We start from the raw sequence: 24,784 nt of genomic DNA, 5'->3' as shown, positions 1-24,784 counted from the left end.
AAATTATTGATAACATAAACCTATGCAAAAGCATATTCTTTTCGGGCTAAAAATTTTACTTGCTATTTTGGTCGGGGTTACCATCATTCTCGGGTTTGTCTACACGGGTTTTTATTTCGGCTATCAGGCGGGAGCAGATAAGGCCTGGTCTTTGGCCGGACAGGCGATTGATGAAACCGGGGTTTTTCCTGATGGAGAAGAAGCAGCTTTCAATTTAAAAGGCGAGATAACCAAGATTGATGTTGCTAATAAAAAAATATACTTTAACGCCGAACAGCCCAGTCAAAATCCACTGGCTCCGCGGGCGCCGGTTGAGAGAGTGGCGTCGCTTGATAAAAATTATTCAATTATAAAAGTCATTGAGAAGTCGGCTGACCAATTAGCCGCGGAAGAGTTGGCTTACGAAAAAAATAGGGAAGCCGCGCGGCAAGCCGGGACCGAGACGCCGCTCCGACAGAAAACTTTCACGGAAATGGTGTATCCGTTGGAATCCCTGAATGTCGGAGACAAGATTACTGTTTCCTCGGAAGCTGATATTTATTGGTCCGAGTCCTTTATCGCCAAAGAAATCAGAGTTTATTAAATATAATTATAAAATCGTATGTCCAAACTAACTAAATTAACCAAACTGTCAATTTTTGTGGCGGTGTTTATTTTTCTTTTTGTCGCCGGCGCTCTTTCGGTAAATTATCTTTATGCCTGGCAGGGCCCGACTGCCCCTCCGGCGGGGAACAACGTTGCCGCGCCGCTTAATGCCGGCAGTGATATCCAAACTAAAACCGGAAATTTAATTTTGGGCGGTCTCCAAATAAACGAAATAGCCAACAAGTGGCTTGGCGTCAGCTCGCCGATGTATATCAGGGCAGGGTATGATAATGTCGCCGGCGAATGGAGAACTGGCGATAATTCCACGCTTAATCTTGAGACCACGGGGAGCGCGAGTTTATATAGCAGGAATAGTTATGCCACCGTGAAAGGTCAGAGCGGGGTAAATATCTATTCCGGGGTTGGTTCAATCGCGCTTCAGAGCAATTATGGCGCTGGCGGAGAACTGGAATTACGCGATTATAGCGGCCGTGACGCAGTGAGAGTTGATGATTATCTTTGCCTTAATGCTTGGGATACGGATTTATCCGACGGTCGTGGTTGTATTGAGGACTGGGCGGATATCAGCACAATCCAGTGCGAGGATTTATCTTGTCAGACAGCCTGTTCAGACATTACTAATTGCGCCAATGGTTATTATTTAAAAAGAGCTGATGATTCGGTTACTGCCGATTACATAATAAATGGTGAGGTGACTCTAAATAAATTGACGTCTACTGGTCTTATTTATGGCACACAATTTCAAGATAAAGACAATTCCAGTTATTATTTAGACCCGGCCAATAGCAGTGATGCCGGTAATTTGGCGGGCAGGATAAAATTACCCTTTATTTTAGACACAGACAGTACTTATTATATAGATCCAAACGCTGAACCCAATGCCGCTTCTGTTTACGTAAAAGGTAATATCAACAGCACATTTGGTTCTATAACTACAAATAGCGGTTCTATCAATGCGGGTGGAGATTTAACAACTCAAGGTAATTTAAGTGCTTCGAGCAATACTCGCGATAACTGTGCCTGGACACCCATTCAGTTCGGCGTCGGGCAGTTTACTTGTCCTGAAAATAAATACGTTGCCGGTATTGAGAAAGACGCTAACAACGCGGTATTAAAGATGTATTGTTGCGCTTTATAGTTTTAGATTTTTTCAATAAACATAAAAGGGGCCTTTACGGCCCCTTTTTTATGCTTGATAAAAAATATCTGTTTTGTTAAGATGGGGCAGTAGGTTTATTTTAAATTAAAGCTCATTAAAAACTAAGAACCGTCAGTCGCGACTGACGGGATAAGCCCCACGCTAGATTATAGGGGAGGGAGGTAAAAATGAAAGTAGGTACTTACGGCAATATTTTTGCCGGTCGGCGGGGGGCGGAATTATATGGGATAACGCTGCAGGAATCGCCACCCTTTTTATATGTTCCCAAAAAAGAAAAAGCGATAAGAGGATTATTGGAAAAAATAAGGCGGGACAAGATTGACGTTTTATTTATCTATGGCGGCGATGGCACTCTTCACCGTTTTCTGACTGATTGGTTTAATTTTTTCGGCGAGGAAGCAGAAATTCCTTTGCTTGTCCCTCTTCATGGCGGGACAATGGATATTGCTGCCACCGCTTTGGGGATTCCCCATAATTCGGCTTACGCCGTGACAAAAATAATTTCTTTATTGCGGAAAGAAGAAAATGTGAAGAAATTTTGCCGCGGGCTATCTCTGCTTAAAGTATCCGGTTCCGAGTCGGAAAACTTGTACGGTTTAGAAGTGGCCTTGGGCCCGGCAGTGAATTTTTTGAAAGAATATGAAAACGGCCCCAAGGGATTATGGCAAGTCGCCAAGATATTTATTTTTTCTATTTTGGCGGTTTTAATCGGCTGGCCGGTAAGATTTCAAGAATTTTTGAGAAAATTGGAATGCTCGGCGGAGATTGACGGAGTTAAAATCGGGCGCAGAGAATTTACGGTTCTTTACTGTTCGGTTATCCATCGCGTCATTTTCGGCTTTCGCCCGTTCCGTGATACTCACGGTTTGCGGGGATTCAGATTCTTGGCTTACGCGGTTTCTCCGTTAGCTATCGTCAGCCGTCTTCCATTTTTGGCCTATGCGATAATCCCTAAAAGCGATAGGTATATCAATAGCTCGGCCGAAGAGATAACACTGGCTGGTTTTGAGAAGACGATGTTCACGGTGGACGGCGATATTTATGAAAGTCAAAACTCCGTTAAGGTAGAAGAAGGTCCCAGGGTTCGGTTTTTTTCTTTTAAAAAATTCAATTAGAAGGGCCTGTTCAAAACGGCCCTTTTTTGTTATGCTAAAAATATGCTGAATCTTTATAATACTTTAACCCGCAGTAAGGAAAAATTTAAGCCGCTAAATGACAATAAAGTCGGGATTTATACCTGTGGCCCGACTGTTTATAATTACGCTCACGTCGGCAATTTGCGTTCTTACGTTTTTGCCGATGTTTTGGTGCGCGTTTTGAAATACAACGGCTATAAAGTCAAACAAGTGATGAATATCACCGATGTCGGGCATCTCACTTCCGACGCCGATGAAGGCGAAGATAAGTTGGAGAAAGGCGCGGAGCGGGAAGGAAAATCGCCTCAAGAGATAGCTCGTTTTTACTCTGAGGCATTTTTAAAGGATTTAAAAAATCTTAATATCAATTTTCCCGATATTTTTTGCCGAGCCACAGACCACCTAGAAGAGCAAATCAAGCTGATAAAAAAATTGGAAAGCAAGGGCTATACTTATCGCACTAAAGATGGAATTTATTTTGACACTTCTAAAATTAAGGACTACGGGCGGCTGGCCGGGTTAGACGTTGAAGGATTGCGGGCGGGGGAGAGGGTAGAATTTTGCGATAAAAAAAATACCACCGATTTTGCTTTGTGGAAATTTTCTCCAGCGGGCAAGAAGCGCCAGCAAGAATGGGAAAGCCCTTGGGGGGTTGGGTTTCCCGGCTGGCATATTGAATGCTCGGCTATGTCTATGGAATATCTGGGCGAGGCCATTGATATTCATACCGGCGGCCGTGACCACATTCCCGTTCATCATACCAATGAGCGGGCGCAGAATATGGCGGCGACCGGCAAAGAGGTGGTTAAATTTTGGATACATAATGAGTTTGTAATTTTAAAGGGCGGAGAAAAGATGGCTAAGTCCGCGGAAAATTTTTTAACTTTAGGCGCGCTTCAAAAAAAAGGTTTTAACGCCTTGGCTTATCGTTACCTGCTTTTAAACACTCATTATCATAATCCAGTAGAATTTAGTTGGGAGTCGCTGGCGGGAGCCAAAAACGCGCTGGATAATTTGTATAAAAAAATAGCGGAGCTTGGCAGATTTTGGTTTGGCAAGGTGGACGAGAACTATGAGCGCCAATTTTGTGAAGCGATTAACGACGACCTAAATATCCCGCAGGCCTTGGCGGTGGCGTGGGAACTTTTGAAAGATGAAAAGATTTCCCGGCGCGCTAAAAAGAAAACACTCTTGAAGTTTGACGAAGTATTAGGATTGAACTTGGATGATGTCAGGAAAGAAAAAATTAAAATACCATCAAGAGTCAAAGAATTAATAGAAAAACGCGATAAAGCCCGTCAAAGTAAAGATTGGGCGGAATCCGACCGCTGGCGCGAGGAAATACAAAAATTGGGGTTTGAGGTGGAAGATACGGAGCAGGGGACAAAGGTGAAAAGATTAGAATAACAATCAACCCGCTTATCAATTGTCGTTGTTTTATTTTTTCTTTATAAAATGCTATAATATAGTGAATAAATTACCCTTTCCCGTTATTTATGCCAGAAGATGACAGTAAAAAAATAGAAACCGGAGAAGCGAATTTTTCAAAAGAAATAAAATCCGAGGAGTTTCCCAAAAAAGAAGTTGTCAAAGAAAACGCGCCCGAGAAAGCCCCAGAATTTTTACCGCAAGAAAAGGAAGAGGAGGGCGAGAAAAGAGAGGGAAAAGTGGAAATTCCGAGTGGTGCGCCGGTAACTCCGACGACTCCTTACAAAAGTCCGACGTTTTTGGAAATAGAAAACATACTCTCCGAGGATTTGGACGAGGTTTATTTTAGCTTGCCCCCGGAAAAGCGAAAACAGTTTAAAGAGCGCGGGGAGGAGACGGCTAGCAGGATAGAAAAAATGATTAAAGCAGTCAGAATTAATGCGCATAAAATTTTGAATCTTATAAAAAAATGGCTGAAGATTATTCCGGGAGTCAATCAATTTTTTCTGGAACAGGAGGCTAAAATCAAGGCCGACAAAATTTTAGATTTAAGCCAAAGAAAATAAAATGCTTTTAAGTTTTTGGCAAACGACTATTAATTTGGGCGGTAGCGAACTCACCCTAGAAACCGGAGAAGCGGTGTCTGTTTTGGATTTTCTTCTTTTGGCGCTTCTTGGTTTTTTTGTCTTATTTTTTATCATCTTTTGGATTAGAAATTTTTTGCGGCAGAAAGGTCAGACAATTTATGGATTTAAAAAAGTGGTGCTGGCGGTAAGAATGCCCAAAGATTTAGGCGGGGAAGAAAAAAAAGAACAGGCGGGATTGCAGAAAATTCAGGAGATGATTGCCGTGGCCGAGACGTTTTTCAGTGGCATCGGCGGGTTGCGCAGGGAAAAAGGTTGGAAAACCTGGTTTTTCGGCCGGCAAGACCAAATTGCCCTGGAGATTGTCGTTTGGCGCGGACTTATTTATTTTTACGTCGCCTGCCCGCTTTATTTGCGCGATTATTTGGAACAGCAGATACAGGCGCAGTATCCCGACTCGGTGATAGAAGAAGTTGAGGATTATAATATTTTTTCTCCGCAAGGCGTCATTCTTGGCACCTATCTTACTTTGACGCGTAAAAATGCTTTTCCCATTAAAACTTATCGCAAACTTGAATCCGACCCGCTTAATACTTTAACCAACTCTTTGTCGAAAATAGACGAAGAAAGCGGCGCGGCGATTCAGATTGTTCTTCGCCCGGCGGGGGTAGAGTGGCGTAAGGAAGGCGTGCATATTGCCACGGCCATGCAGCAGGGTAAAAAACTCTCGGCCGTGGAAAAGAAAAGCGCTTGGGGCGAGTTGGGCAAAACATTCAAAGCGGCGGCTTCCAGCGGGGCGGCTTCTAAACCCGGTCTTCCGCCAAAACAGAACGAACCTTATCGCCTTTCTCCTTTGGAAGAGGAAATGGTCAAGGGTCTGGAAGAGAAGAGCAGTAAAGCGGGGATGGAAGTGAATATCCGCGTAATGGCTTCGGCTAAGAGCCGCGAGGCCGGCAAAATAATTTTGGACAATATCGTCAATTCTTTTAATCAGTATAATATTTATCAATACGGCAATGGTTTTCGGCAGAGCGCGCCATCTAGTTTGAAAAAAATTATCAAAGAATTCATTTATCGCCATTTTAATGAAAATAAAAAAATTATTTTAAATACCGAGGAGATGGCGAGTATTTACCATTTTCCTCTGCCGACCATGGAAACGCCGCGCATCGCCTGGCTTCTTTCTCGCAGCGCGCCGGCGCCCAATAATATTCCTCGCGAGGGTCTGCTTTTAGGAGTCAATACTTATCGCGGGGTGAAAACAGAAGTAAGAATAAAAAGAGAGGATCGCCGCCGGCATCTTTATGTTATTGGTATGACGGGTACGGGCAAGTCGTGGTTTCAGGAAGGTCTGGCGGTGCGGGATATTAAAAACGGTGAGGGCGTTTGTTTTATTGACCCGCACGGCGATGCCATTGAACATATTTTAGAGCGTATCCCCAGAGAACGCGCGGAAGACGTGATTATTTTTGACCCGTCGGATTTTGAGCGGCCGCTGGCCATGAATATCCTTGAATATTATTCGGAAGACCAGAAAATTTTTGTCATCAATGAGCTTTTAGCTATTTTTGAAAAGTTGTACGACCTTAAAGCTACCGGCGGACCGATGTTTGAGCAATATATGCGCAACGCCCTGATGTTGATTATGGATGACCCCGAGTCCGGCTCCACGCTTTTGGAAGTGCCGAAAGTTTTAGCTGACGAAGAATTCAGAAAATTTAAACTTTCCAAATGCCGCACGCCGGTGGTGAAAGATTTTTGGGAGAAAGAAGCGCAGAAAGCTGGTGGAGAAGCGTCGCTGGCCAATATGGTTCCTTACATCACTTCCAAGCTCACGCCCTTCATCGCCAATGATCTCGTAAGGTTGATTATCGCCCAGCAGAAAAGCGCTTTTAATTTCCGCGAGGCCATGGATTCCCGTAAAATTATTTTGGTCAATCTGGCTAAGGGAAAGATCGGAGAAATCAACGCTAATCTGCTCGGCATGATTATCATCGGGAAAATTCTCATGGCGTCTTTGGGTAGGGCGGACATACCCGAAGAAGAGAGAAAGGATTTTTATCTCTACATTGACGAGTTTCAAAATTTTCTCACGGAAAGTGTTAATGTTATTCTTTCCGAAGCGCGCAAATATCGCCTCTGTCTGACCATCGGCCATCAATACATCAGTCAGTTGGTCAAAAATAATGATACGAGAATCCGTGATGCCATTTTCGGCAATGTCGGCACTAAGGTTTGTTTCCGTATCGGTGTGGAAGACGCCGAACATATGGTCAAAGAGTTCGCACCGATTTTTTCCGTTCGCGATTTTTTAAATATCCCTAAATATAACGCCTACGCTAAGCTTTTGATTGATAACGCCAATCCGCCGCCGTTCAATATGGCGACGATTTCGCTTGATGAGATTGCGCGGGCGGACGCGGAATTAGCAAAAAATATCAGAGAGTTGTCGCGTCTCAAATATGGGCGCAGCCGCAAAGTGGTGGAGATGGAGGTTTTGGAGAGGACGAGGGTGGTACAGAAAAAAACGCGAGAGGGAGAATAAAGTTTCCAAAATAAAAGAAAATTAAAAAATAAAAATATGAAAAGCAAAATTATAGAAGAAGACCTTGGTGACACGGAAGCCGAGGAAGAGGAAAATAAAAACAAAGAAAAAGAGGCCTTGACGAGCGCGGAAGTGATTAAAATAAAAAGCCGGCTGGAAAACATTAAAAGCTCTGTTTGCCAGATTTTGGACTTATTAGAAGAAAAGGGCGGGGATTTGCCGATGAGTTTGGATACCCGCGGCGAAACCCTGATTAAGCCAGCGGAAAAAGAAACGGGGATGACGGTAGAGGGGGTTTTTGACGGTCAGAACATGATAGGTCCCGACGGCAAGCAATATAGCGTGCCGGCGAATTATGCTTCCAAATCAAAATTAGTTGAAGGAGATATTTTAAAACTCACCATCACCGCGCGCGGCACCTTCATCTATAAACAAATCGGTCCGGTGGAAAGGGAACGGCTGGTGGGTCAACTTTTCGAGAACGACGATACCGGAGAATTTTCTGCCATTGTGGAAGATAGAAAATACAAACTTCTTAAAGCCAGCGTGTCGTATTTTAAGGGTGAAAAAGGAGATGATGTGGTGATTCTTGTTCCCAAAGACAAGAGCAGCGCCTGGGCGGCGGTGGAGAATGTGATAAAGAAATAAAGACTTATAACTTGTATCTCAAATTTATAACATAAAAAACGGCCGAGAGGCCGTTTTAAGTTAGGAGTTATAAGTTTCAGGTTATAAGCTATTTCTTCGATTTACTTGATATTATTTAGATAATAAGTTAATATATTTATACTAAGATATAACTATGTCTCAAACACTTTACCGAAAATACAGGCCGCAGAGTTTTTCCGACGTTATTAATCAAAACCACATTAAGATTACTTTGCAGCACGAAATAGAAACGGGCGATATCACCCACGCTTATTTATTTACCGGACCGCGCGGGGTGGGCAAAACCACCATGGCGCGTATTTTTGCCAAGGCCGTTAATTGCGAGCGCCGTCAAGAAGGGGAGTCCGAGCCCTGCAACGAGTGCGCCGCTTGCCGCGAGATTACCGAGGGTCGCGCGCTGGATATTGTTGAAATGGATGCGGCCACGCATACGCAGGTTGATAATGTCCGTGAAAACGTTATCCAAAACGCCCGCGTTTCGCCGTCGCGCCTCAAGTATAAAGTTTTTATTATTGATGAGGTGCACATGCTTTCCACGGCATCTTTTAACGCTCTTCTTAAAACTTTGGAAGAACCGCCGGCCCGAGTGATCTTTATTTTAGCCACAACTGAAGTTCACAAAATTCCCCTGACTATTGTTTCTCGTTGCCAGCGTTTTGATTTTAAAAAAATCGGCGCTGCCGAGTTAGTCGGGCGTTTAAGAATGATTTCCCAGAAAGAAAAAATTGATATTGAAGACGCAGTTTTGGAAAATATCGCCCGCCATAGCGATGGCTGTTTGCGCGACGCCGAGAGCTTGCTTGGGCAGATTTTTTCCCTGGGAGAAAAAAAGATAACTAAGGACGCGGCCGAACTCGTGATTCCGCGTTCGGAATTTAATCTGGTGGCGGAGCTGGTCGGATATTTGATTCTAGATAAGACTAAAGAGGCGCTGGAACTTGTTAATCGTCTTATAAATGAAGGGGTGGATTTTAATCAGTTTATCAAGGACGCGGTGGAATTTTTGCGCAAGATGCTTTTGGTGAAAATTAGCAATGACTTGGCGCAATTTGCCGAGGGTTTTGAAGAAAAAACCGAAAAAGAAATAAAGCATCTGCTCGCTTACGTTGAGGTAGTTGACCTTTTGAATATGATTAATGTCTTTATGGAGAAAATTCCGCTTTTGAAAAATGCGGATATCGTTCAACTGCCTTTAGAGTTAGCCATTTTTGAAATTAGCGCAGGCAAGAGTAAAAAAAAACTAAATAGCAACGAAAATGTAATCTCCGGAAGGATTGAATCCGTGGCGGTTGCCAGTCAATCTTCTGTTAAAGCGGAGGAGAAGGGTATGCGACAGGAGCCGGCAGAAGGAAAAGCTGAAGCGAAAAAAGAAGTGAAGAGAAAGAAAAAAATAAAAATAACCGCGGAAGAAATAAAATCCCGCTGGCCGGAATTTTTGGAAAAAATCAGCGCCAAGAATCATTCTCTGCCGTTTATTATGAAACTTAGCCAGCCCTTGGATTTTGACGAAGATAAGCTGCGTATCGGCTTTCAATACAAACTGCATCAAGAAAAAGCCGGTGAAGTCAAAATTAAGACGATTATAGAGGAAACTTTACAAGAAGTTTTTGGTGAAGAGATTATTATCACGCCGATAGTTGCCGATGTGGGGTTTAGGGCGGGGGAAGATGAAAAAACGGCGCAGGAGGGGATAGTCAGTGAGATACTTGAAGAATTCGGCGGGAAAGTGATAGAATAATTTTGTTTTTATTTTTCCGCCCGCCATCGCAAGCCGAGCTTGCGAGGCGTTGCGGGCGCGGTCCGGGATCGTCTAATGGTAGGACACATGCCTCTGGAGCATGTTATCTTGGTTCGAATCCAAGCCCCGGAGCCAAATTGACAAAATGGCTCCACGAGTGCTACTATATTTACATTCTTCAACAAAATCAGAAAGGTGGTGAGAAAGATGAGCGATAGGGGAAAGAAAGAATTCAGAGAATTGCAAAGTTCCATTGTAGAACTTGCAAAAGAACTCTCCTTGGGTCGGAAAAGTGGTAAGAAATCTCAGTATTCCAAAAAATGGCTTTTTCGCTATGCCGATCTAAAGCTGGAAATAGTGAGGTCAGCGGAGCGATTGACCGATCGGGAAATTATGAAGCTAATGAACCTTTGCTCTTTGATAGACATGGCTTACACAAATATTTTTGAGGTTGATAGAATGGAAACGTTTCGAAAAATAATAAGAAAAGGGTAAAGGATAGCGGAGCTTTCTAAGCTCCCACATTTGTGGGAGCTTTTTTATAAACACAAAAATATTCAACTCTTTAATATAAAAAACCGGCAGCTTAAGCTGCCGGTTTTGGCGTTACTAGAAATTCGTCGTAATGCGCGCTCCTTTTAATTTTACCCGGTTATGGTATATTTAAACAAAAGGATTAAATAATTATTGAATTATATGAAAAAAATTATCGTAGTTATTTTGATTATTTTAGCAGTCGGTTTAATAGCCATAGCCGGCGCAAGAATTTTTACCGGCGAGGATTCTTGGATTTGCGTGAACGGCGAATGGATAAAACACGGCCAGCCGTCAGCGGCTATGCCGGAGTCGGGCTGCGGCGAGGAGAAAAAAGAGAATTCAGTTTTATCCGAGGAAATCGTGGTGGAAAGTCCGGCGCGGGGAGCGGGAATCAAAAGTCCTTTGGAAATCAGCGGCCGGGCGCGCGGCAGTTGGTTTTTTGAGGCCTCATTTCCGGCGCGACTTTTAGATGACGCCGGCGAGGAAATCGCCCGCGGGAGCGTAGAGGCGGAGGGAGAGTGGATGACGGAGAAAATGGTGCCATTTAAGGGGAGTTTGATTTTTACGGCGTTAAAATCAGAGAACGGTACTTTGGTATTAATGAATGATAATCCCTCGGGTTTGCCGGAGAATGAGAAGAAAATTGAAATTCCGGTAGTGATTCAAAAATCGGAAACGTCTAAAATGAAATTATTTTTTGGCAATCAAAAGCTGGACCCGGAGGTTTTGGATTGCTCCAAAGTTTTCAGCGTGGAGCGGGAAATTCCCAGAACCGAGGCCATCGGCCGGGCGGCGCTGGAAGAATTGTTAAAAGGCCCGACGGAAGCGGAAAAATCAGCGGGGTATCTTTCTAACATCAATTCCGGCGTTAAGGTGAAAAATTTGACGATAAAAGACGGCGTGGCTACGGCGGAGTTTGATGAACAATTAGAATATCAAGTCGGCGGTTCCTGTCGTGTGGTGGCTATCCGCTCGCAAATTACCGAAACCCTCAAACAATTTCCGACAGTCAAAGAAGTGATTATTTCCGTTAACGGACGGGTAGAAGATGCTCTCCAACCGTAATAAATCAAATATAATTTTTTAAATACGAATAAAGAAACTATTTTAAAAAATAAATAACAATTTATGGAAGAGCCGATGAAACAAAATCAGCCGGAAACAAATCCGCCCCCCGCGCCGGGCAAAAAGCAGAATACGGCTATGGCAATTGTCGCCTACATTCTTTTCTTTATTCCGCTTTTGACCGACGCCAAGAACGACCCATTTGTGAAGTTTCACGTCAAGCAAGGTTTGTTGCTCTTTTTGTCCTGTTTGGTTGTTTGGGTAATCAGCGCCGTTCTGCCTTTTTACGTCTGGTGGAAGATTTATTGGATTTTTCATCTTGGCCTATTGGCGCTTTTCATTATCGGAGTGATAAACGCGGCCGGCGGCAAAGAGAAAGAGTTACCGTTGATTGGTAAACTCGCGAGCAAGTTCAAATTTTAATTTTCTTTCGGAAACGACAATTTTTTGGTATAATAATAGCGCTATGAAAAAGGCGCTATTATTATTTTTAATTTTTCTTTTCTGCCCAAGTTTTGTTTGGGCGGCCGAAAAAAAGGATTTGAGCCAAATTTTTGCCGGCCGAATTTTACTGCAGGTAGAAAGCTATGGCCGGGCCTGGTATGTCAATCCCGCCAGCGGCGAGAGATATTATCTGAAAGACGGCGCAGCCGCTTACGAAGCGATGCGGCGGCTGGGGTTGGGTATCACCAATAAAGATTTGGAGAAGATTCCCGAGAAAGCCGGAGAGACAATGGACAAAAAGTTGGTAGAGCGAGTTAAAGGTAAAATTTTAATTCAAGTGGAAAGCCGCGGCGAGGCCTGGTATGTTAATCCCGCGGACGGCTTGCGATATTATCTGAAAGACGGCCAGTCAGCTTTTGCCATTATGCGCCGTTTCGGCAAAGGGATTGCCAATAAAGATTTGGCGAAGATTCCGATGAATCGCGACCAAATAACCTCGGATTATACTTTTAATTCCGTGGCTTACGCCAAACTTACGGATGAGAGCGAAGCGGAAGGCAGTAATATTGATAAAATTTTGCCGCTGGCTTCGCTCACAAAATTAATGACCGCTTTAGTGCTGTTGGACTTAAATCTGGATTGGAATAAGGAAGTGATAATTACCGCCGCCGCGTTGAATTATCCCAAAGATAAAGTCGGGGAGGACGCGACCAGCGAAGTTGATTTGCAGGAAGGGGACAGGGTAAGCTTCCGCGATTTGTGGGTGGCCATGCTGGTGGCCTCGTCCAATCAGGCGGCGGTGGCTCTGGCAGATAGCGCCGGCCTGCCGCGCGAGGAGTTCGTGTATTTAATGAACGCTAAAGCCGAGAGCTTTGGGCTTAAAAAGACAAAATTTTTTGATATGACCGGCCTTGATTCTCATAATGTCAGTACGCCCAAGGAGATGGCGCTTTTGGCCAAAACCGCTTTTGCCTTTCCTGAAATAGCCGATACTTCCAAATCCACCGAGTATGTCATAAATACTCCCTCGCGGAGCATTAAGGTGAATAACAGGAATTACAGTTTGCTCGGCTTTAACCCTGACGGAGTTAAAACCGGATTTTTAGTGGAAGCGCAGAGAAATGTGGCGCTGAAAAAGGGCAAGGAAATAATTGTGGTTTTACACGCTCTAAGCATGAAGCAAAGAGATGATATTATTAAAAAACTTCTGGCGTTAAAATAAGGAACTTGACCCGTCAATCGCGACCGACGGGTCTTGACAGATTTTTAATAATCTGTTAAATTGCCAGCAGTGGATTTTTTGACAATCAAATAGTAAGGGAGAGAAAAGAATGGAAAATGAAATTTTAATGGCGGCTATTCGTAATCGCAACCTGAAACTTATTAAATACTACCTAGAGGGTGAGACAGAGGTAACGGTTAGGGCAGAGGAATTCAAGGAGGCCGTGCGACTCGACGCCCGTGATATTGTTGATTACTTTATTCAAAAGGGGGTCCTTGTCAATGTAACCCCGGACGAGCGGAGTGAGTGTTATATCATCTGCGCGGCTAAAGGGTATCTTGAAATGGCAGAAAAGCTTTTCGTCGCCTTTGATGATAGGAGCCTGAATCATCTTACTAAGAGCGGCGAGAGAGCCCTTCCGGTCGCGATTGAGGGTGGTATTTTAAAGATGGTAACATTCTTTTGCCAAAAAAGAGCCGCCCTTGTTAAGCTGGTTGGCGAAAAAGCAGCGCCGCTCCATATTGCCATTACCGTCCCCGCCACTGCTCAGAAAAATCAAATTTTTGAATATGTGGTAGAAGAAATGATAAAGCGGGAAATGTCGTTGGAGGTGGAGGACGATGAAGGCAACACTCCTCTTATGAAAGCGGTCTCAATATCCGATTTCGGATATGTAAAACATTTAAGAGAAAGGGGAGCGGCTCTGAATGTTATCAACAGATACGGCAAAAACGCTCTGCAGGAAGCCGTCCTGAAAGTGTCTTCTCCGACTGGTCCGGCGGTTGATATAGTTAACTTTCTGCATAAAGAAATGATAGAAGAGGGTGCGGAAGTTAACCTTGCGCAACTGGTCCATTCTGTTTATAAAGAGAATCACGACGATATGGACGGGCTTTAATTCCAAGAGCCGAAAATTACACCCGAACTTTATAAGTTCGGGTTTTTTATTTATCCACTTGCGCAGTTTAGACAGCACTTTTTAACTGTGCTATAATAAGCCAATAAATAAAGGGGTTTTAGAAATGGGGGTGTAAATTTTCTAAGAAAATTGTAAAAATTGCTAATTTTAGCCAAATTAACTAAAAATAATTAAAAATTAAGAGGAAATCTATGTCAAAAATGACAAAGAGCCAAATCTTGCAGGCGTTGGCCGAGAAAGCCGGCGTAAGCAAGAAGGATGTTGGCACGGTTCTTGAGAAGATGACCGAGCTGGCTTACAGCGAAGTCAAGAAAAGCGGGCAGTTTGTTGTTCCGGGAATCGGCAAATTGGTGAAGGTTAACCGCAAAGAGAGACAGGGCCGCAATCCGGCCACTGGCGCCACCATCACTATTCCCGCCAAGACCGTTGTGAAATTTCGCGTAGCCAAGGCCGCCAAAGAAGCCGTCCTCTAATTAGTTTTTCAAGCTTTTTCAAAAACCCTGATTTAGTCAGGGTTTTTGTTTTTAGGCAACAATTTTATTGATTTTTTAAAATTATAGTTGGGTATTGACAAAATCGCTAAAATATGTTATAATTATATTTGTAAATCAAGATAAATAATCCGCCAGCTGGCGGGAAGAGAGGAAAAATAATATGGATATTTTTAGAAAACTTTTCGGGAAAAAAGAAGAACTTCCTTCAGGGGAAGAGGTTGTGAATGCTATTAATTCTGCCAAAGCGGGAGAGATAGAACGCCACCGCGCTGAAAAGGATTTGGATTTAGAAATTGAAAAAGCCTTTGGAAAAGCCACGGCAGGAGAGTTAGAAAGAAAAGAGGCTTCCGCGGAGGAAATAGAATTACATGCTTGGGCGGAAAAGATGGTTGATAGTTATTTGGGAAGAAATTTAAGTTTTAAAAATATTTCTTTTATTAGTAAGATGAGGGGCGAAATGATTGAGAAGACGGTAGGGGAACTTCGTGGCAAGAAAAGTAATGAGTGGGAAGAAGTATTTAATAAAAGCATTACCCCGGAATTGGATACGTTAAATCCGGAAGCGTAAAGGCAATTAGACAAGATATTTAAAAAGAGCCGTTTGTTAAACGGCTCTTTTGTTTTGCCTTGAATTTTTCAGAAAAATTTTTTCTTTTTTGCGGCCCGTATTTCTTTGTTCGCTTCGTCTGTAATTTCATCAAAAACCCTAAAGACCTCGCCGTTTTCCGTTGAAAGGACATAAAAATAGACTCGCCTGTCCGTCTTTTGAAATTTTTTCAACTCCGTTTCCAGTTTTTTATAATTGGCATCAATTTTGTTTAGCGCTTGCGCTATTTTCAGCGCAGTTTCACTGCCGAATACATAGTGTTTTATTTTAGTTAAGAGCGGCGTTTTTAAACTCGGGTCACCGCAACTTTTTGAAAATTCTTCACTCGGCAAATCTTTCAATAATCTCTTCAAATCTTCCTTATGATTCCGGCGGACAAGAAAGGCGCTCATCAAAGTATCTTCTGTTCTTATCCGTTTGAGAAGCTTCTCAATACTTGGCGATTCTTTTTCTTTATAATCCTTTGTTTCTTTTGTCATCAACATTAAAACCTCCCAAGGTAGTGATATTTTTATTTTCAAGGTCCCAAATATAGGGAACGTTGCACTTTAACATAAGCCCAAAATAATGTCAAGCGATAAAAGCCGTAAAACACCCAGCGCGGAGCACATTTTCTCGGTGGAGTTATCCCCACATTTGATGGTTGCCAAATGGTTTAAAATGGTGTATAATGGTATTAGGTGGATAAAAGTGGGGATAAGATAGAAATTCTGTGGATAAGTCCATCAAAATATCAACAAATATGTTTATCGGAGAATATTCACATAACATAGACGAAAAAGGCCGTTTGGCCGTCCCAATCAAGTTTAGGGCAGATTTAACTAAGGGGGCGGTGATTTCCAAAGGTTTAGACGATTGTTTATTTATTCATACTTTGGAGGAGTGGCAAAAAGAGGCGGAAAATATTTCCAAACTTTCTATCAATCAGGCGAATAACAGAGCTTACGCCCGTCTCCGCCTTTCCGGAGCCATGGACGTGGAGATTGATAAGCAGGGGAGAATCGTTTTGCCGGAGTATTTGAGAAAATACGCGGGGCTTAATAAAAAAGTGATAGTGACCGGCCTCTATGACCATTTGGAAATTTGGGACGAAGGAAAATGGAATTCATATAAAGAGAAGACCGAAAAATCCATAGGCGAGATTGCCGAAAAATTAGGCCAGGCCGAAGTGTAGCTCCTTACATTTGTAAATTTTTTCCCGAAGCTGGACGGTTAAGTATTGGATGATTAAAATAAAAACAAAATCATCAAAAACCAAAAAATTTAACCGGACAGCGGAAGAGGAAAGTTTAGATATGTCCTATAGGAAAGAGGCGGATTCACTCTGCCTCTTTCCTATCTATACACATTTTCGTTTTGATAATATACAAAATAATTTGTTCCCCGAAAATTTACTATGGCAGGCCAATTTCATTATTCAGTTCTCAAGGAGGAAGTTCTTAGATATTTAAATCCTCAGCCGAACGAAAATTTTATTGACGGCACTTTGGGCGACGGGGGACACAGCGAAGCGATTTTAGAAAAAACCTCGCCGGCGGGAAAACTCCTCGGGATTGATTTAGACGAGCGGGCGCTTAAAAAAGCGGCCACCCGCCTTCAGCCATTCAAAAACAGAATAATTTTAGTCAGGGATAATTTTGCCAACTTAAAAAATATCGTTTATGCTAACAGATTTTCTAAATTTGACGGCTTATTACTTGACTTGGGCTTATCACGAGGTGAGCTCGACGATCCGGAGCGTGGCTTCTCTTTTTTAAGCGCTGGTCCGTTGGACATGCGTTTTGACAAGCGAAGCGAACTCAAGGCCGAGGACATTGTAAATAATTACAGCGAGCAGGAATTAGCGCGGATTTTGCGCGAATATGGAGAGGAACGGTTCGCGAAAAGCATCGCCCGCAGTTTAGTTCGGGAAAGGGCGAAGAAAAGGATAACCACAACCGCAGAGCTCGTGAAAATTATAGAACAGTCGGTCCCACCCAGATATCTACACAATAAAACCCATTTTGCCACCAGAACATTCCAGGCATTGCGGATAGAAGTTAATGGCGAGCTTGATAATTTGAAAAAAGTTTTGCCTGACGTTTTGGAACTTTTAGCGCCGGGCGGACGGGTGGCGGTTATTTCCTTCCATTCGCTGGAAGATAGAATAGTGAAAAATTTTTTAAAAGAGTCGGCGCGGGGATGTATTTGTCCGCCGAGATTTCCCCGCTGTGTCTGCGGCCACAAGCCATCATTAACAATATTAACCAAAAAAGCCGTTCAACCGGGCGAACGGGAGCTCAAAATTAATCCGGCGTCACGCAGCGCCAAGCTGCGGGTGGCGGTAAAAATATAAAAATAAAACAAAAACATGACCTGTTTTTTAAGACTCAAAAAAATTAAATACGAGTTGCGCCGACGGTCTTTTTGGAAAAGGATAAATGGTCTTAATTTTAATGTAATTATTTTGGTTCTTATTGTCGCAGCCGGACTTTTATATTTAGTTCAGATAAACAGCGTGGCGGCCAAAGGTTTTGAAATTAAGGATTTAGAAAAAAGGATAGAAACCCTGAAAGATGATAATAAAAATCTGGAATTAAAAATAGCGGAATTACAATCGCATAGTTATTTGGCGGAAAAAATTAAGGGATTAAATATGGTGGCCGTTTCCAAGGTGGATTATCTTATTCCCGGGAGCACAGCGGTTGCCTATAAATAAAACAAAAACAAAAGTTAAATTGGCAGTCCTGAAAATAATTTCTCTCTAAGCTTGTCGCGAGAGAAATTATTTTTTTTAAAATAAAAACCCCGTTAAGCGGGGTTTTAAGAAATTAAAAATCAAAATGGTCTTTTAAGCTGATAGCGGCCAGCAAAGTGGAGATAACAATTAGAGCTATTCCGGATTGGACGAGCCAGCCGTAGTTGACTCCGTGTCCGATGAGATAAGCGCCGATTCCGAAAAACTGGATATAAGATTTAATTTTTCCAGAAAGCCGTGCTTTAATTTCCGGTGAGCCGATTTCCCAGCCGAGTTTAGTAAGAATCCTTTTCAGTATCAAAAGCGATTCAATAACGGTAAGCGCCATAAGAATAATCAAACTTTCCAGCCCCTCTTTGTGAAAAGCAGCAGTCCAGAGCGGCAAGAGAATGACGAGTTTGTCCGCTAGGGGGTCTAAAAATTTTCCCAGCTCACTTTCCTGCTTAAACGTTCTGGCTACCGGACCGTCAAGTATATCCAGGATTCCGCCGCAGGCGATAAAGAATATTGCCAGGGCCCAATACTCTTTGCCCATTTGGATAAAAACAATAATGGGGATAAGTAGTGGGAAGCGGGCAATCGTGAGTAAGTTAGCGGTAAAATATCTGGGGCAGGGCCAGTGTTTTTTCATCCATTCTTGCCAGAGCTTGTCTCTCTCCGTAAGATAATCACTAAATTTTTTTGTGACCATTTTTCCTCCTTTTTAAATTGACAAAGAACGCAATTTCGGGTATTATAATAGAAATAATTTTTATAGTCAACCCCCGACTTCCCAATATAAATACTGGGGTTTGTTCAAAGGGCGGGGCAAAGCGCCGCCGAATAGACCAAGATGTTTAAGATAAACAAAAAATCAAAAAAATCTAAAGCCCGCTTAGGCGAAATTAAAACTCAACACGGAGTTATTCCAACCCCTTTCTTTATGCCCATTGCCACCAAGGGAACGGTGAAAACTTTGGACTCTTTAGATATGAAAAATCTGGGCGCGGAGATTTTGTTATCCAATACTTATCATTTGTATCTCCGGCCGGGGATGGAAATTATAAAAAAAGCTAAAGGGCTGCATAAATTTATGAATTGGCCGAGGCCGATTTTAACCGATAGCGGCGGCTACCAGGTTTTTTCGCTGGCCAAGATGCGCAAAATTTCCGATAAAGGCGTGAAATTCCGTTCACACATTGACGGCAGTGAACACCTGCTTACTCCGGAAAAATCCATAGAAATACAAATGAAGCTCGGCAGTGATATCATAATGGTTTTAGATGAATGCGCGCCTTATCCTTGCGGCTATGATTATGCCCGGAAATCAATGGAGATGACGACTCGCTGGGCAGAGCGGTGCAAAAAATTTTTGAAAAACAATCAGAGGAGAATTGAAATTAACCCCAGCCAGCAATTATTTGGCATAGTTCAGGGCAGTATTTATAGGGATTTGCGGTTGGCCAGCGCGCGGCAGCTTGGCCGGCTCAATTTAGACGGTTACGCCGTAGGGGGGTTGGCGGTGGGTGAACCGAGAAAAGAAATGTACAAAGTTTTGGATTATTTGGTGCCGGAATTGCCGGATAACAAGCCCCACTATCTCATGGGCGTGGGCAAGCCGGAGGAAATTATAGAAGCAGTAAAGCGGGGGATTGATATGTTTGATTGCGTGATTCCGACCCGCAATGCCCGACATGGCATGCTTTTTATTTGGGAGAAAGATGGCCTGGGAAAAAATTTTTACAAAACGATTCAGATAACCAATGAAAAATTCAAAAAAGATTTTTCGCCAGTAGATAAAAAATGCGGTTGTTATACTTGCCAAAATTTTAGCCGCGCTTATTTGAATCATTTATTTAAGACCAACGAAATGCTGGGGTATCGCCTTGCGACCATGCATAATGTTAAGTTTTATCTTGACTTGATGGAGAAAATCAGGTTAAATATAAAAAATGGCAAATTTTAAAATTAGATATAGGAGGAAGAAAAATGCTTTACGTTTGTGGTTTTTTAATCATTTTGGGCGTGGGGTTAATACTTTACCAGCAGTTTCAATTACCTAAAATGTTGCAGAGGGAAAGAGTGAGGACTAGGCAGGTTTGCGTCCGTCTTTTATACAGAAGTAACACACTCATTCCCTATGCTTTACAGGGATACAACGCCACCGCGGAGGAAAACGAGGAAATTTTGGAGGAGTCCTGATTGAAAATTTAGCAAGAAAATCATTTTAAACCGCTTTGATTTAATATCAGGGCGGTTTTTTAATAACTAAATTCTAAATACCGATAATATCATATTGTCTTTGCGAGCGAATCCCGCCACGGCGGGATGAGCGAAGTAATCTGGTGCGAGATTAGTGCCATTTTGACCACGTTTAGCAGGCCGAGGACGACAACCGTAGATTTTGCTTTATTCAGAATAACCACTCGGATCAGATTGCTTCGTCGTCCCGAATTCTCGGGACGCCTCGCAAAGACAAATTGCCAACGCAACGCGGTTTTTTATTTTCCCTAAAATATGCTAAAATAAAGTGTAAGAATTGTGAGTATTGTTTATATTTTGTCATTCCGACCGAAGTGGAGGGCCTCTCCTGAGCTTGCCGAAGGAAATCGCTTAAACTTCGGAGAAGCTAAAATTTTGTTCAATCCGTTTAACCGCGTATAAGGGATTCCTCGACTGCACTCATTCGCTATCGCTCATTCGTTCCGCTCGGAATGACAATAAATAAAAACAGAAAGTAAGGATTCTTTTTTAACGCCAAAATTCGGTAAGCAGTAGTTTATCTATAATTTAGCCCTATGCTTTTTTCTAAAAGAATTTTATCTATCATCGTCATTATTTTCGCACTTCAAATTTTGCTCACGGGTTTTGTTTTGGCCGCGGAGAAACCGCAGGTTAAAATTTCCGTGCCCATTCCCGGGATGAGTTATGATGAAGACACGATGATTGCGTCAATTGATATTGCCGATTACATCAACGTTATTTATAATTACGCCCTTTCCATAGTCGGCATCGTGGCAGTTGTGATGATAGTCGTCGGCGGAGTGATTTGGCTGACGGCCGGCGGCAGTCCGGATAGAGTGAAGAATGCCAAAGAATACATAGCCAGCGCGTTGATAGGACTATTTTTAGTATTTGGCTCATGGTTTATTTTAAATACAGTGAATCCCAATCTGACAAAATTGAAAGTGCCGGAAATCAGAACGATTACAGAAGTAGAAAAAGCCAAAACTATTTGCTGTAAACCCGTCTCCGGTGTTAATGCTAGCGGAGATAGAAATGACTATGTCGCGAGAGTGAATGAATGTTTGTCAGGAGAAACGGAAATAGTTTGCCCGTCCAAAGCGGAGCAAACATGTGACCTTAAAATTTCGGATTCTTGCCCCCGAGGACAAAAATGTATTGAAAATGCCGGCGGGGGAGGCACTGGCCTTTGCAGCGGCGGGGACAAGGGGTCTTCCTGCCTAACCGACGCCGACTGTCAGAAAGGATTTAAATGTGACGAGGAAGCTAACCCTAAAAAGGGGATAGGTTCTTGTGAGGGTTCTACTGGCCGGTCGGCGGGTAGTGATTGTTCCAATGCTTCGGAGTGCGAAAGCAAAATTTGCGAGAGTGGGCTTTGCTCAAATGGCATGGACGGCGCTCCATGCAATAATTCCCAAAAATGCGCGCCGGGGTTTACTTGCCGGCAGGAGGGGGCGGGGTATAATTGCAGAAAACAAGGGGAGGGCTGTTCCAGCCAAAATGATTGCGGAACCGGGCAGTGGTGCAATCTTGACACTCTTTTAGGATATACAATAAACAAATGTTATTCTAAATTATCACCCGGGGATTCTTGCGCCGAGGACTATCAATGCCCGGCTGGATACGAGTGTTCAGGTTTTCTTAATCCAACTTGCGAAAAATAATGCTCCTTATGTTGTGGTTAACGGTTTTTTCTTTTGTCATAAGTATTGTTCTTACTTTTTTTATCCGCCGTCTGGCTTTGCGTTTTAATGTTCTTGACCAGCCCACCGGCGGTAGGAAAATCCATCAGGAGCCGACCCCGCTTTTTGGCGGTCTGGCTCTTTTTTTGTCTTTTTTTATTGTTTTGGCGGTGATTTATTTTATAAACCCGGAAATGATTTTGGATAAGCAGTTAGTAGTCAAAAATTTAGCCGGTTTATTTTTTGGCGGGCTTGTTTTAATGATTGGCGGTTTTTTAGATGACAAATATAATTTAGCGCCGAAGTTTCAGATTATTTTTCCGATGGCCGCGGTAATTATTGTGATTGTTTCGGGTATTGGCATACATTATATCAATAATCCCTTTGGCGGACTTTTGGATTTTACTACCTATGAATGGATTTTATTTTGGCACAATGGAATAGCGTATAAATTTACTTTATTGGCTGATGTTTTCACTTTTTTATGGCTGATGGGGATGATGTATACCACAAAATTTTTGGACGGATTGGACGGATTGGTTTCCGGCATTACCATTATTGGCGCTTTGATTATCGCCGGTTTGAGTTTGCTGACTCGGTGGTACCAGCCGGAGGTGGCGGCGTTGGCTTTGATTTTAGCCGCCGTCTGCGCGGGTTTTTTAATTTTTAATTGGCATCCCGCTAAAATATTTTTGGGCGAGGGCGGAAGTCTATTTTGCGGTTTTATGCTTGGCGCTCTTGGTATTATTTCCGGCAGTAAAGTCGCCACCACGCTTCTTGTCGTCGGCATTCCGGTTTTGGATGTGCTGTGGGTGATTTTAAGAAGGATTTTTGTGGAAAAAAAATCGCCGTTTCGGGGAGATGCTAAGCATCTACATTTTCGTCTGCTAAATTTGGGGTTCTCACATCGCGGCGCGGTTTTATTTTTATATTTTTTATCAGTTTCTTTCGGCGCCGGCGCCCTGTTCTTGCAGAGCCGGAGCAAGCTTTGGGCTTTGGCAATTTTAGTTTTAGTGATGTTGGTTTTGGCGATTTTAGCGGTTAGAAAATCAAAATCAAGCGCGGGTCTATGAAAAAAGTGATAATTTTGGTGGCTATTTTATTTTTATGTTTTGGGGCGATAGTTATTGTTTTATGGGCAACATCAACGGCCAAAGCGCGGATTTCTTTAGACCAAGGCAAATTAGTTATTGAAGCGGAGTTAGCGGATTCCACTGCCGAAATATCCAGGGGACTTTCCGGACGCGAAGAAATAGGGGAGGGCGAGGGCATGTTGTTTATTTTTAAAAATGGCTCCACATTGCCATTTTGGATGAAGGGCATGAAGTTTGATATTGATATAATCTGGATTGCTGGTGGTGAAATTATAGGTATTGAACATAATGTTAGCCATCTTGACGAAACGGCCCTATATTATCCACCCCAGCCGGTTGATTATGTTTTGGAGATTAGGGGAGGATTGGCAGGGGAGGAGGGTGTTAAAAGAGGGGGTAAATTTGAGGTGTTGACAAAAAAAATTGATTAAGTTAATATAGATGTATATTTTTTATAAATAATTTTAGATATGGCTAATATCGCGGTTATTAAAACTGGCGGCAAGCAATACAAAGTTCAAGAGGGCAATACTCTTAAAATAGAAAAAATTGCCGGAGACAAGGGCGGCAAGATTATTTTTGATAAAGTTTTGCTTTTGGCTGATGAGGCGGGGAAATCCGTTGACCTCGGAATGCCGGAAATTAAAGGCGCCAAAGTTGAAGCGTCAATTTTGGAGCAGGGCAGAAACAGAAAAATTGCGGTGATAAAGTTTAAAAGCAAGGCCCGTTACCGCCGGCACGCCGGTCACAGGCAGTATTTTACCAAAATAAAAATTGAGAAGATTGGTAAGTAATATAAAAAAATTCTCCCAAAAAAGGAGAATTTTTTGTTTTTTATCACTATGAGCCGTAGTCCGTAAGCCATGAGCCGGTCCATCAGCCGTCAGCCGTTTTATATTTCCATCCTTCCCTTGAGCGCGTTGGAAATAGTAATTTCATCGGCGTATTCCAGATTACTGCCCATGGGCAGGCCCCGCGCCAAGCGGGTGATTTTTATTTTGTAGGGCTTTAAAATTTTAGAAAGATAAAGCGTGGTGGATTCGCCTTCAATGTCAGGATTGAGAGCTAGAATTATTTCCCGGAATCCGTTTTTAGATAGGCGCGCGAGCAGTTGTTTGATAGTCAATTCGTCCGGTGTGATGCCCTCAATCGGGTTCAGATTTCCGCCCAGGACGTGATACAGCCCGTTATATTCTCCGGTATTTTCTATGGCCAACAAATCGAAGATTTCCGCCACCACGCAAATTATGTTTTTATCTCTTTTTTTGTCGGAGCAAATTTCACAGGGGTTGGTTTCCGTGAAGTTATAGCATATTGAACAAACAGTGGTGGCGTTGGAAACTTTCTCCAGCGCTTCGGCAAATTCTTTCAGTTCTTCCCTCGGGCGTTTAAGCAGATAGAAAACCAGCCGCTCGGAGGTCTTGGGTCCAATGCCGGGCAGTTTATTGAATTGGTCAATTAAATTTTGGATGACTTTAGGAAACCGCATAATTGTTTCCCCATGATAAGGGGGATTAAGGGGGTTGTTTTAAAAAAGATTTCTTTCTTAACCCCCCGATCCCTCTTATCGGGGGGCAGTGATTTACATTCCGGGAATATTAAAATTGCCCAGCCCGCCCATATTTTTCATTTTTTCAGCCATGACACGCTGGACTTTTTTAGTGGCGTTATTTAACAATTCGCGAAGATATTTTTCCTGCGACTCTATGTCTAATCCCGGATTTAATTTTATTAATTCCACTTCCATATTGCCGTTCATAGTTAAATTGATGCCGTGGTTTTCCAGCGTCACGTGTTCTTCGGCTAAGCCGTTTTGTATTTTTTTAGCTTGGTCACGCAGTTCTTTGTATTGTTTTAACTTATTGAACATATGGGGTTTTATTATTTATAGATTG

At 42.8% G+C, this 24,784-nt stretch carries 28 protein-coding genes and 1 tRNA gene; 25 read left to right on the top strand and 4 right to left on the bottom strand.

The genetic code is table 11. From position 1 onward, the window contains the following. Positions 1 to 22 precede the first annotated feature (22 nt). The 16 genes from PHG22_02095 to PHG22_02020 all read left to right on the top strand — a co-directional run bounded on the left by PHG22_02095 (position 23) and on the right by PHG22_02020 (position 15,114). The gene (locus tag PHG22_02095) at positions 23 to 583 is read left to right on the top strand and encodes a hypothetical protein (GenBank protein MDD5490567.1); all 561 of its coding nucleotides are present in this window, start codon (positions 23 to 25) and stop codon (positions 581 to 583) included. 18 nt (positions 584 to 601) lie between these two features. Further along, positions 602 to 1,744 carry a hypothetical protein gene (locus tag PHG22_02090; protein ID MDD5490566.1) on the top strand — a complete coding sequence of 381 codons (1,143 nt, stop codon included), beginning with the start codon at positions 602 to 604 and terminating at the stop codon, positions 1,742 to 1,744. A 188-nt stretch (positions 1,745 to 1,932) separates the two neighbouring features. Further along, positions 1,933 to 2,880, top strand: a complete 948-nt coding sequence (locus PHG22_02085; protein ID MDD5490565.1) for a diacylglycerol kinase family protein — start codon at positions 1,933 to 1,935, stop codon at positions 2,878 to 2,880. Between the two features lie 42 nt (positions 2,881 to 2,922). Next, entirely contained in the window at positions 2,923 to 4,308 is a 1,386-nt protein-coding gene (cysS, locus tag PHG22_02080; protein ID MDD5490564.1) for a cysteine--tRNA ligase, read from the top strand. 89 nt (positions 4,309 to 4,397) lie between these two features. Then, entirely contained in the window at positions 4,398 to 4,895 is a 498-nt protein-coding gene (locus PHG22_02075; GenBank protein ID MDD5490563.1) for a hypothetical protein, read from the top strand. A gap of 1 nt (position 4,896) precedes the next feature. Continuing rightward, positions 4,897 to 7,458 carry a type IV secretion system DNA-binding domain-containing protein gene (locus PHG22_02070; GenBank protein MDD5490562.1) on the top strand — a complete coding sequence of 854 codons (2,562 nt, stop codon included), beginning with the start codon at positions 4,897 to 4,899 and terminating at the stop codon, positions 7,456 to 7,458. Positions 7,459 to 7,494: 36 nt separating this feature from the next. After that, a complete protein-coding gene (locus tag PHG22_02065) occupies positions 7,495 to 8,106 on the top strand; it encodes a hypothetical protein (protein MDD5490561.1) in 612 nt (203 codons plus the stop codon). Positions 8,107 to 8,260: 154 nt separating this feature from the next. After that, on the top strand, positions 8,261 to 9,865 hold the full coding sequence (dnaX, locus tag PHG22_02060; GenBank protein MDD5490560.1) for a DNA polymerase III subunit gamma/tau: 1,605 nt from the start codon (positions 8,261 to 8,263) through the stop codon (positions 9,863 to 9,865). Between the two features lie 61 nt (positions 9,866 to 9,926). Next, positions 9,927 to 10,000, top strand: a tRNA-Gln gene (locus PHG22_02055). Positions 10,001 to 10,072: 72 nt separating this feature from the next. Next, on the top strand, positions 10,073 to 10,360 hold the full coding sequence (locus tag PHG22_02050; protein ID MDD5490559.1) for a hypothetical protein: 288 nt from the start codon (positions 10,073 to 10,075) through the stop codon (positions 10,358 to 10,360). A 201-nt stretch (positions 10,361 to 10,561) separates the two neighbouring features. Beyond that, a complete protein-coding gene (locus PHG22_02045) occupies positions 10,562 to 11,467 on the top strand; it encodes a Gmad2 immunoglobulin-like domain-containing protein (GenBank protein ID MDD5490558.1) in 906 nt (301 codons plus the stop codon). Between the two features lie 63 nt (positions 11,468 to 11,530). After that, the gene (locus PHG22_02040) at positions 11,531 to 11,890 is read left to right on the top strand and encodes a hypothetical protein (GenBank protein ID MDD5490557.1); all 360 of its coding nucleotides are present in this window, start codon (positions 11,531 to 11,533) and stop codon (positions 11,888 to 11,890) included. Between the two features lie 43 nt (positions 11,891 to 11,933). Continuing rightward, positions 11,934 to 13,133, top strand: coding sequence for a serine hydrolase (locus PHG22_02035; GenBank protein ID MDD5490556.1), 1,200 nt, complete (start codon positions 11,934 to 11,936; stop codon positions 13,131 to 13,133). A gap of 109 nt (positions 13,134 to 13,242) precedes the next feature. Further along, positions 13,243 to 14,031, top strand: a complete 789-nt coding sequence (locus tag PHG22_02030; protein MDD5490555.1) for a hypothetical protein — start codon at positions 13,243 to 13,245, stop codon at positions 14,029 to 14,031. 212 nt (positions 14,032 to 14,243) lie between these two features. After that, positions 14,244 to 14,525 carry an HU family DNA-binding protein gene (locus tag PHG22_02025; GenBank protein ID MDD5490554.1) on the top strand — a complete coding sequence of 94 codons (282 nt, stop codon included), beginning with the start codon at positions 14,244 to 14,246 and terminating at the stop codon, positions 14,523 to 14,525. A 181-nt stretch (positions 14,526 to 14,706) separates the two neighbouring features. After that, positions 14,707 to 15,114 (top strand): hypothetical protein, encoded by a 408-nt coding sequence (locus tag PHG22_02020; GenBank protein MDD5490553.1) that lies wholly within the window; start codon positions 14,707 to 14,709, stop codon positions 15,112 to 15,114. 68 nt (positions 15,115 to 15,182) lie between these two features. On the opposite strand, the gene PHG22_02015 is transcribed toward PHG22_02020, so the two are convergent. Further along, the gene (locus PHG22_02015; GenBank protein MDD5490552.1) at positions 15,183 to 15,632 is read right to left on the bottom strand and encodes a hypothetical protein; all 450 of its coding nucleotides are present in this window, start codon (positions 15,630 to 15,632) and stop codon (positions 15,183 to 15,185) included. Positions 15,633 to 15,895: 263 nt separating this feature from the next. On the opposite strand from PHG22_02015, the gene mraZ reads away from it, so the two are divergent. The 3 genes from mraZ to PHG22_02000 all read left to right on the top strand — a co-directional run bounded on the left by mraZ (position 15,896) and on the right by PHG22_02000 (position 17,851). Continuing rightward, positions 15,896 to 16,327, top strand: a complete 432-nt coding sequence (mraZ, locus tag PHG22_02010) for a division/cell wall cluster transcriptional repressor MraZ (GenBank protein MDD5490551.1) — start codon at positions 15,896 to 15,898, stop codon at positions 16,325 to 16,327. Positions 16,328 to 16,549: 222 nt separating this feature from the next. Then, complete coding sequence (gene rsmH / locus PHG22_02005) at positions 16,550 to 17,488, top strand: 16S rRNA (cytosine(1402)-N(4))-methyltransferase RsmH (protein MDD5490550.1); 939 nt, start codon at positions 16,550 to 16,552, stop codon at positions 17,486 to 17,488. A gap of 15 nt (positions 17,489 to 17,503) precedes the next feature. Beyond that, on the top strand, positions 17,504 to 17,851 hold the full coding sequence (locus tag PHG22_02000; GenBank protein MDD5490549.1) for a septum formation initiator family protein: 348 nt from the start codon (positions 17,504 to 17,506) through the stop codon (positions 17,849 to 17,851). Between the two features lie 112 nt (positions 17,852 to 17,963). Here PHG22_02000 and PHG22_01995 read toward each other — a convergent pair whose 3' ends face one another. Beyond that, a complete protein-coding gene (locus tag PHG22_01995) occupies positions 17,964 to 18,581 on the bottom strand; it encodes a CDP-alcohol phosphatidyltransferase family protein (GenBank protein MDD5490548.1) in 618 nt (205 codons plus the stop codon). A 141-nt stretch (positions 18,582 to 18,722) separates the two neighbouring features. Between PHG22_01995 and tgt the strand changes: the two genes are divergently transcribed. The 6 genes from tgt (at position 18,723) to rplU (ending at position 23,683) form a co-directional block, all read left to right on the top strand. Continuing rightward, on the top strand, positions 18,723 to 19,835 hold the full coding sequence (gene tgt / locus PHG22_01990; GenBank protein MDD5490547.1) for a tRNA guanosine(34) transglycosylase Tgt: 1,113 nt from the start codon (positions 18,723 to 18,725) through the stop codon (positions 19,833 to 19,835). Positions 19,836 to 19,858: 23 nt separating this feature from the next. Then, positions 19,859 to 20,071: a hypothetical protein gene (locus PHG22_01985; GenBank protein ID MDD5490546.1), complete on the top strand. Its 213-nt coding sequence runs from the start codon at positions 19,859 to 19,861 to the stop codon at positions 20,069 to 20,071. Positions 20,072 to 20,667: 596 nt separating this feature from the next. Then, the gene (locus tag PHG22_01980) at positions 20,668 to 21,777 is read left to right on the top strand and encodes a hypothetical protein (protein ID MDD5490545.1); all 1,110 of its coding nucleotides are present in this window, start codon (positions 20,668 to 20,670) and stop codon (positions 21,775 to 21,777) included. Positions 21,778 to 21,785: 8 nt separating this feature from the next. After that, positions 21,786 to 22,868: an MraY family glycosyltransferase gene (locus PHG22_01975; protein MDD5490544.1), complete on the top strand. Its 1,083-nt coding sequence runs from the start codon at positions 21,786 to 21,788 to the stop codon at positions 22,866 to 22,868. Then, positions 22,865 to 23,320: a DUF192 domain-containing protein gene (locus PHG22_01970; protein MDD5490543.1), complete on the top strand. Its 456-nt coding sequence runs from the start codon at positions 22,865 to 22,867 to the stop codon at positions 23,318 to 23,320. Before PHG22_01975 ends, PHG22_01970 begins: the two co-directional genes overlap by 4 nt. A gap of 39 nt (positions 23,321 to 23,359) precedes the next feature. After that, positions 23,360 to 23,683: a 50S ribosomal protein L21 gene (gene rplU, locus PHG22_01965; GenBank protein ID MDD5490542.1), complete on the top strand. Its 324-nt coding sequence runs from the start codon at positions 23,360 to 23,362 to the stop codon at positions 23,681 to 23,683. 98 nt (positions 23,684 to 23,781) lie between these two features. On the opposite strand, the gene recR is transcribed toward rplU, so the two are convergent. Then, positions 23,782 to 24,378, bottom strand: coding sequence for a recombination mediator RecR (gene recR / locus PHG22_01960; GenBank protein MDD5490541.1), 597 nt, complete (start codon positions 24,376 to 24,378; stop codon positions 23,782 to 23,784). Between the two features lie 93 nt (positions 24,379 to 24,471). Then, on the bottom strand, positions 24,472 to 24,759 hold the full coding sequence (locus PHG22_01955; GenBank protein ID MDD5490540.1) for a YbaB/EbfC family nucleoid-associated protein: 288 nt from the start codon (positions 24,757 to 24,759) through the stop codon (positions 24,472 to 24,474). Between the last annotated feature and the right edge of the window lie 25 nt (positions 24,760 to 24,784).

The sequence above is a fragment of the Patescibacteria group bacterium genome (genome assembly GCA_028716045.1).
In the GTDB taxonomy this organism is placed as follows: Bacteria; Patescibacteriota; Patescibacteriia; order JAQUQO01; family JAQUQO01; genus JAQUQO01.
Note: the sequence above shows the minus strand (reverse complement) of the source record. Positions and strands in the feature narration are given on the sequence as shown.

Bases quoted from the DNA above. Each gene is read 5' to 3' on its own strand.
- PHG22_02095 (MDD5490567.1), top strand. From the start codon at position 23: ATGCAAAAGCATATTCTTTTCGGGCTAAAAATTTTACTTGCTATTTTG.
- PHG22_02090 (MDD5490566.1), top strand. From the start codon at position 602: ATGTCCAAACTAACTAAATTAACCAAACTGTCAATTTTTGTGGCGGTG.
- PHG22_02085 (MDD5490565.1), top strand. From the start codon at position 1,933: ATGAAAGTAGGTACTTACGGCAATATTTTTGCCGGTCGGCGGGGGGCG.
- cysS (MDD5490564.1), top strand. From the start codon at position 2,923: ATGCTGAATCTTTATAATACTTTAACCCGCAGTAAGGAAAAATTTAAG.
- PHG22_02075 (MDD5490563.1), top strand. From the start codon at position 4,398: ATGCCAGAAGATGACAGTAAAAAAATAGAAACCGGAGAAGCGAATTTT.
- PHG22_02070 (MDD5490562.1), top strand. From the start codon at position 4,897: ATGCTTTTAAGTTTTTGGCAAACGACTATTAATTTGGGCGGTAGCGAA.
- PHG22_02065 (MDD5490561.1), top strand. From the start codon at position 7,495: ATGAAAAGCAAAATTATAGAAGAAGACCTTGGTGACACGGAAGCCGAG.
- dnaX (MDD5490560.1), top strand. From the start codon at position 8,261: ATGTCTCAAACACTTTACCGAAAATACAGGCCGCAGAGTTTTTCCGAC.
- PHG22_02050 (MDD5490559.1), top strand. From the start codon at position 10,073: ATGAGCGATAGGGGAAAGAAAGAATTCAGAGAATTGCAAAGTTCCATT.
- PHG22_02045 (MDD5490558.1), top strand. From the start codon at position 10,562: ATGAAAAAAATTATCGTAGTTATTTTGATTATTTTAGCAGTCGGTTTA.
- PHG22_02040 (MDD5490557.1), top strand. From the start codon at position 11,531: ATGGAAGAGCCGATGAAACAAAATCAGCCGGAAACAAATCCGCCCCCC.
- PHG22_02035 (MDD5490556.1), top strand. From the start codon at position 11,934: ATGAAAAAGGCGCTATTATTATTTTTAATTTTTCTTTTCTGCCCAAGT.
- PHG22_02030 (MDD5490555.1), top strand. From the start codon at position 13,243: ATGGAAAATGAAATTTTAATGGCGGCTATTCGTAATCGCAACCTGAAA.
- PHG22_02025 (MDD5490554.1), top strand. From the start codon at position 14,244: ATGTCAAAAATGACAAAGAGCCAAATCTTGCAGGCGTTGGCCGAGAAA.
- PHG22_02020 (MDD5490553.1), top strand. From the start codon at position 14,707: ATGGATATTTTTAGAAAACTTTTCGGGAAAAAAGAAGAACTTCCTTCA.
- PHG22_02015 (MDD5490552.1), bottom strand. From the start codon at position 15,632: ATGACAAAAGAAACAAAGGATTATAAAGAAAAAGAATCGCCAAGTATT.
- mraZ (MDD5490551.1), top strand. From the start codon at position 15,896: ATGTTTATCGGAGAATATTCACATAACATAGACGAAAAAGGCCGTTTG.
- rsmH (MDD5490550.1), top strand. From the start codon at position 16,550: ATGGCAGGCCAATTTCATTATTCAGTTCTCAAGGAGGAAGTTCTTAGA.
- PHG22_02000 (MDD5490549.1), top strand. From the start codon at position 17,504: ATGACCTGTTTTTTAAGACTCAAAAAAATTAAATACGAGTTGCGCCGA.
- PHG22_01995 (MDD5490548.1), bottom strand. From the start codon at position 18,581: ATGGTCACAAAAAAATTTAGTGATTATCTTACGGAGAGAGACAAGCTC.
- tgt (MDD5490547.1), top strand. From the start codon at position 18,723: ATGTTTAAGATAAACAAAAAATCAAAAAAATCTAAAGCCCGCTTAGGC.
- PHG22_01985 (MDD5490546.1), top strand. From the start codon at position 19,859: ATGCTTTACGTTTGTGGTTTTTTAATCATTTTGGGCGTGGGGTTAATA.
- PHG22_01980 (MDD5490545.1), top strand. From the start codon at position 20,668: ATGCTTTTTTCTAAAAGAATTTTATCTATCATCGTCATTATTTTCGCA.
- PHG22_01975 (MDD5490544.1), top strand. From the start codon at position 21,786: ATGTTGTGGTTAACGGTTTTTTCTTTTGTCATAAGTATTGTTCTTACT.
- PHG22_01970 (MDD5490543.1), top strand. From the start codon at position 22,865: ATGAAAAAAGTGATAATTTTGGTGGCTATTTTATTTTTATGTTTTGGG.
- rplU (MDD5490542.1), top strand. From the start codon at position 23,360: ATGGCTAATATCGCGGTTATTAAAACTGGCGGCAAGCAATACAAAGTT.
- recR (MDD5490541.1), bottom strand. From the start codon at position 24,378: ATGCGGTTTCCTAAAGTCATCCAAAATTTAATTGACCAATTCAATAAA.
- PHG22_01955 (MDD5490540.1), bottom strand. From the start codon at position 24,759: ATGTTCAATAAGTTAAAACAATACAAAGAACTGCGTGACCAAGCTAAA.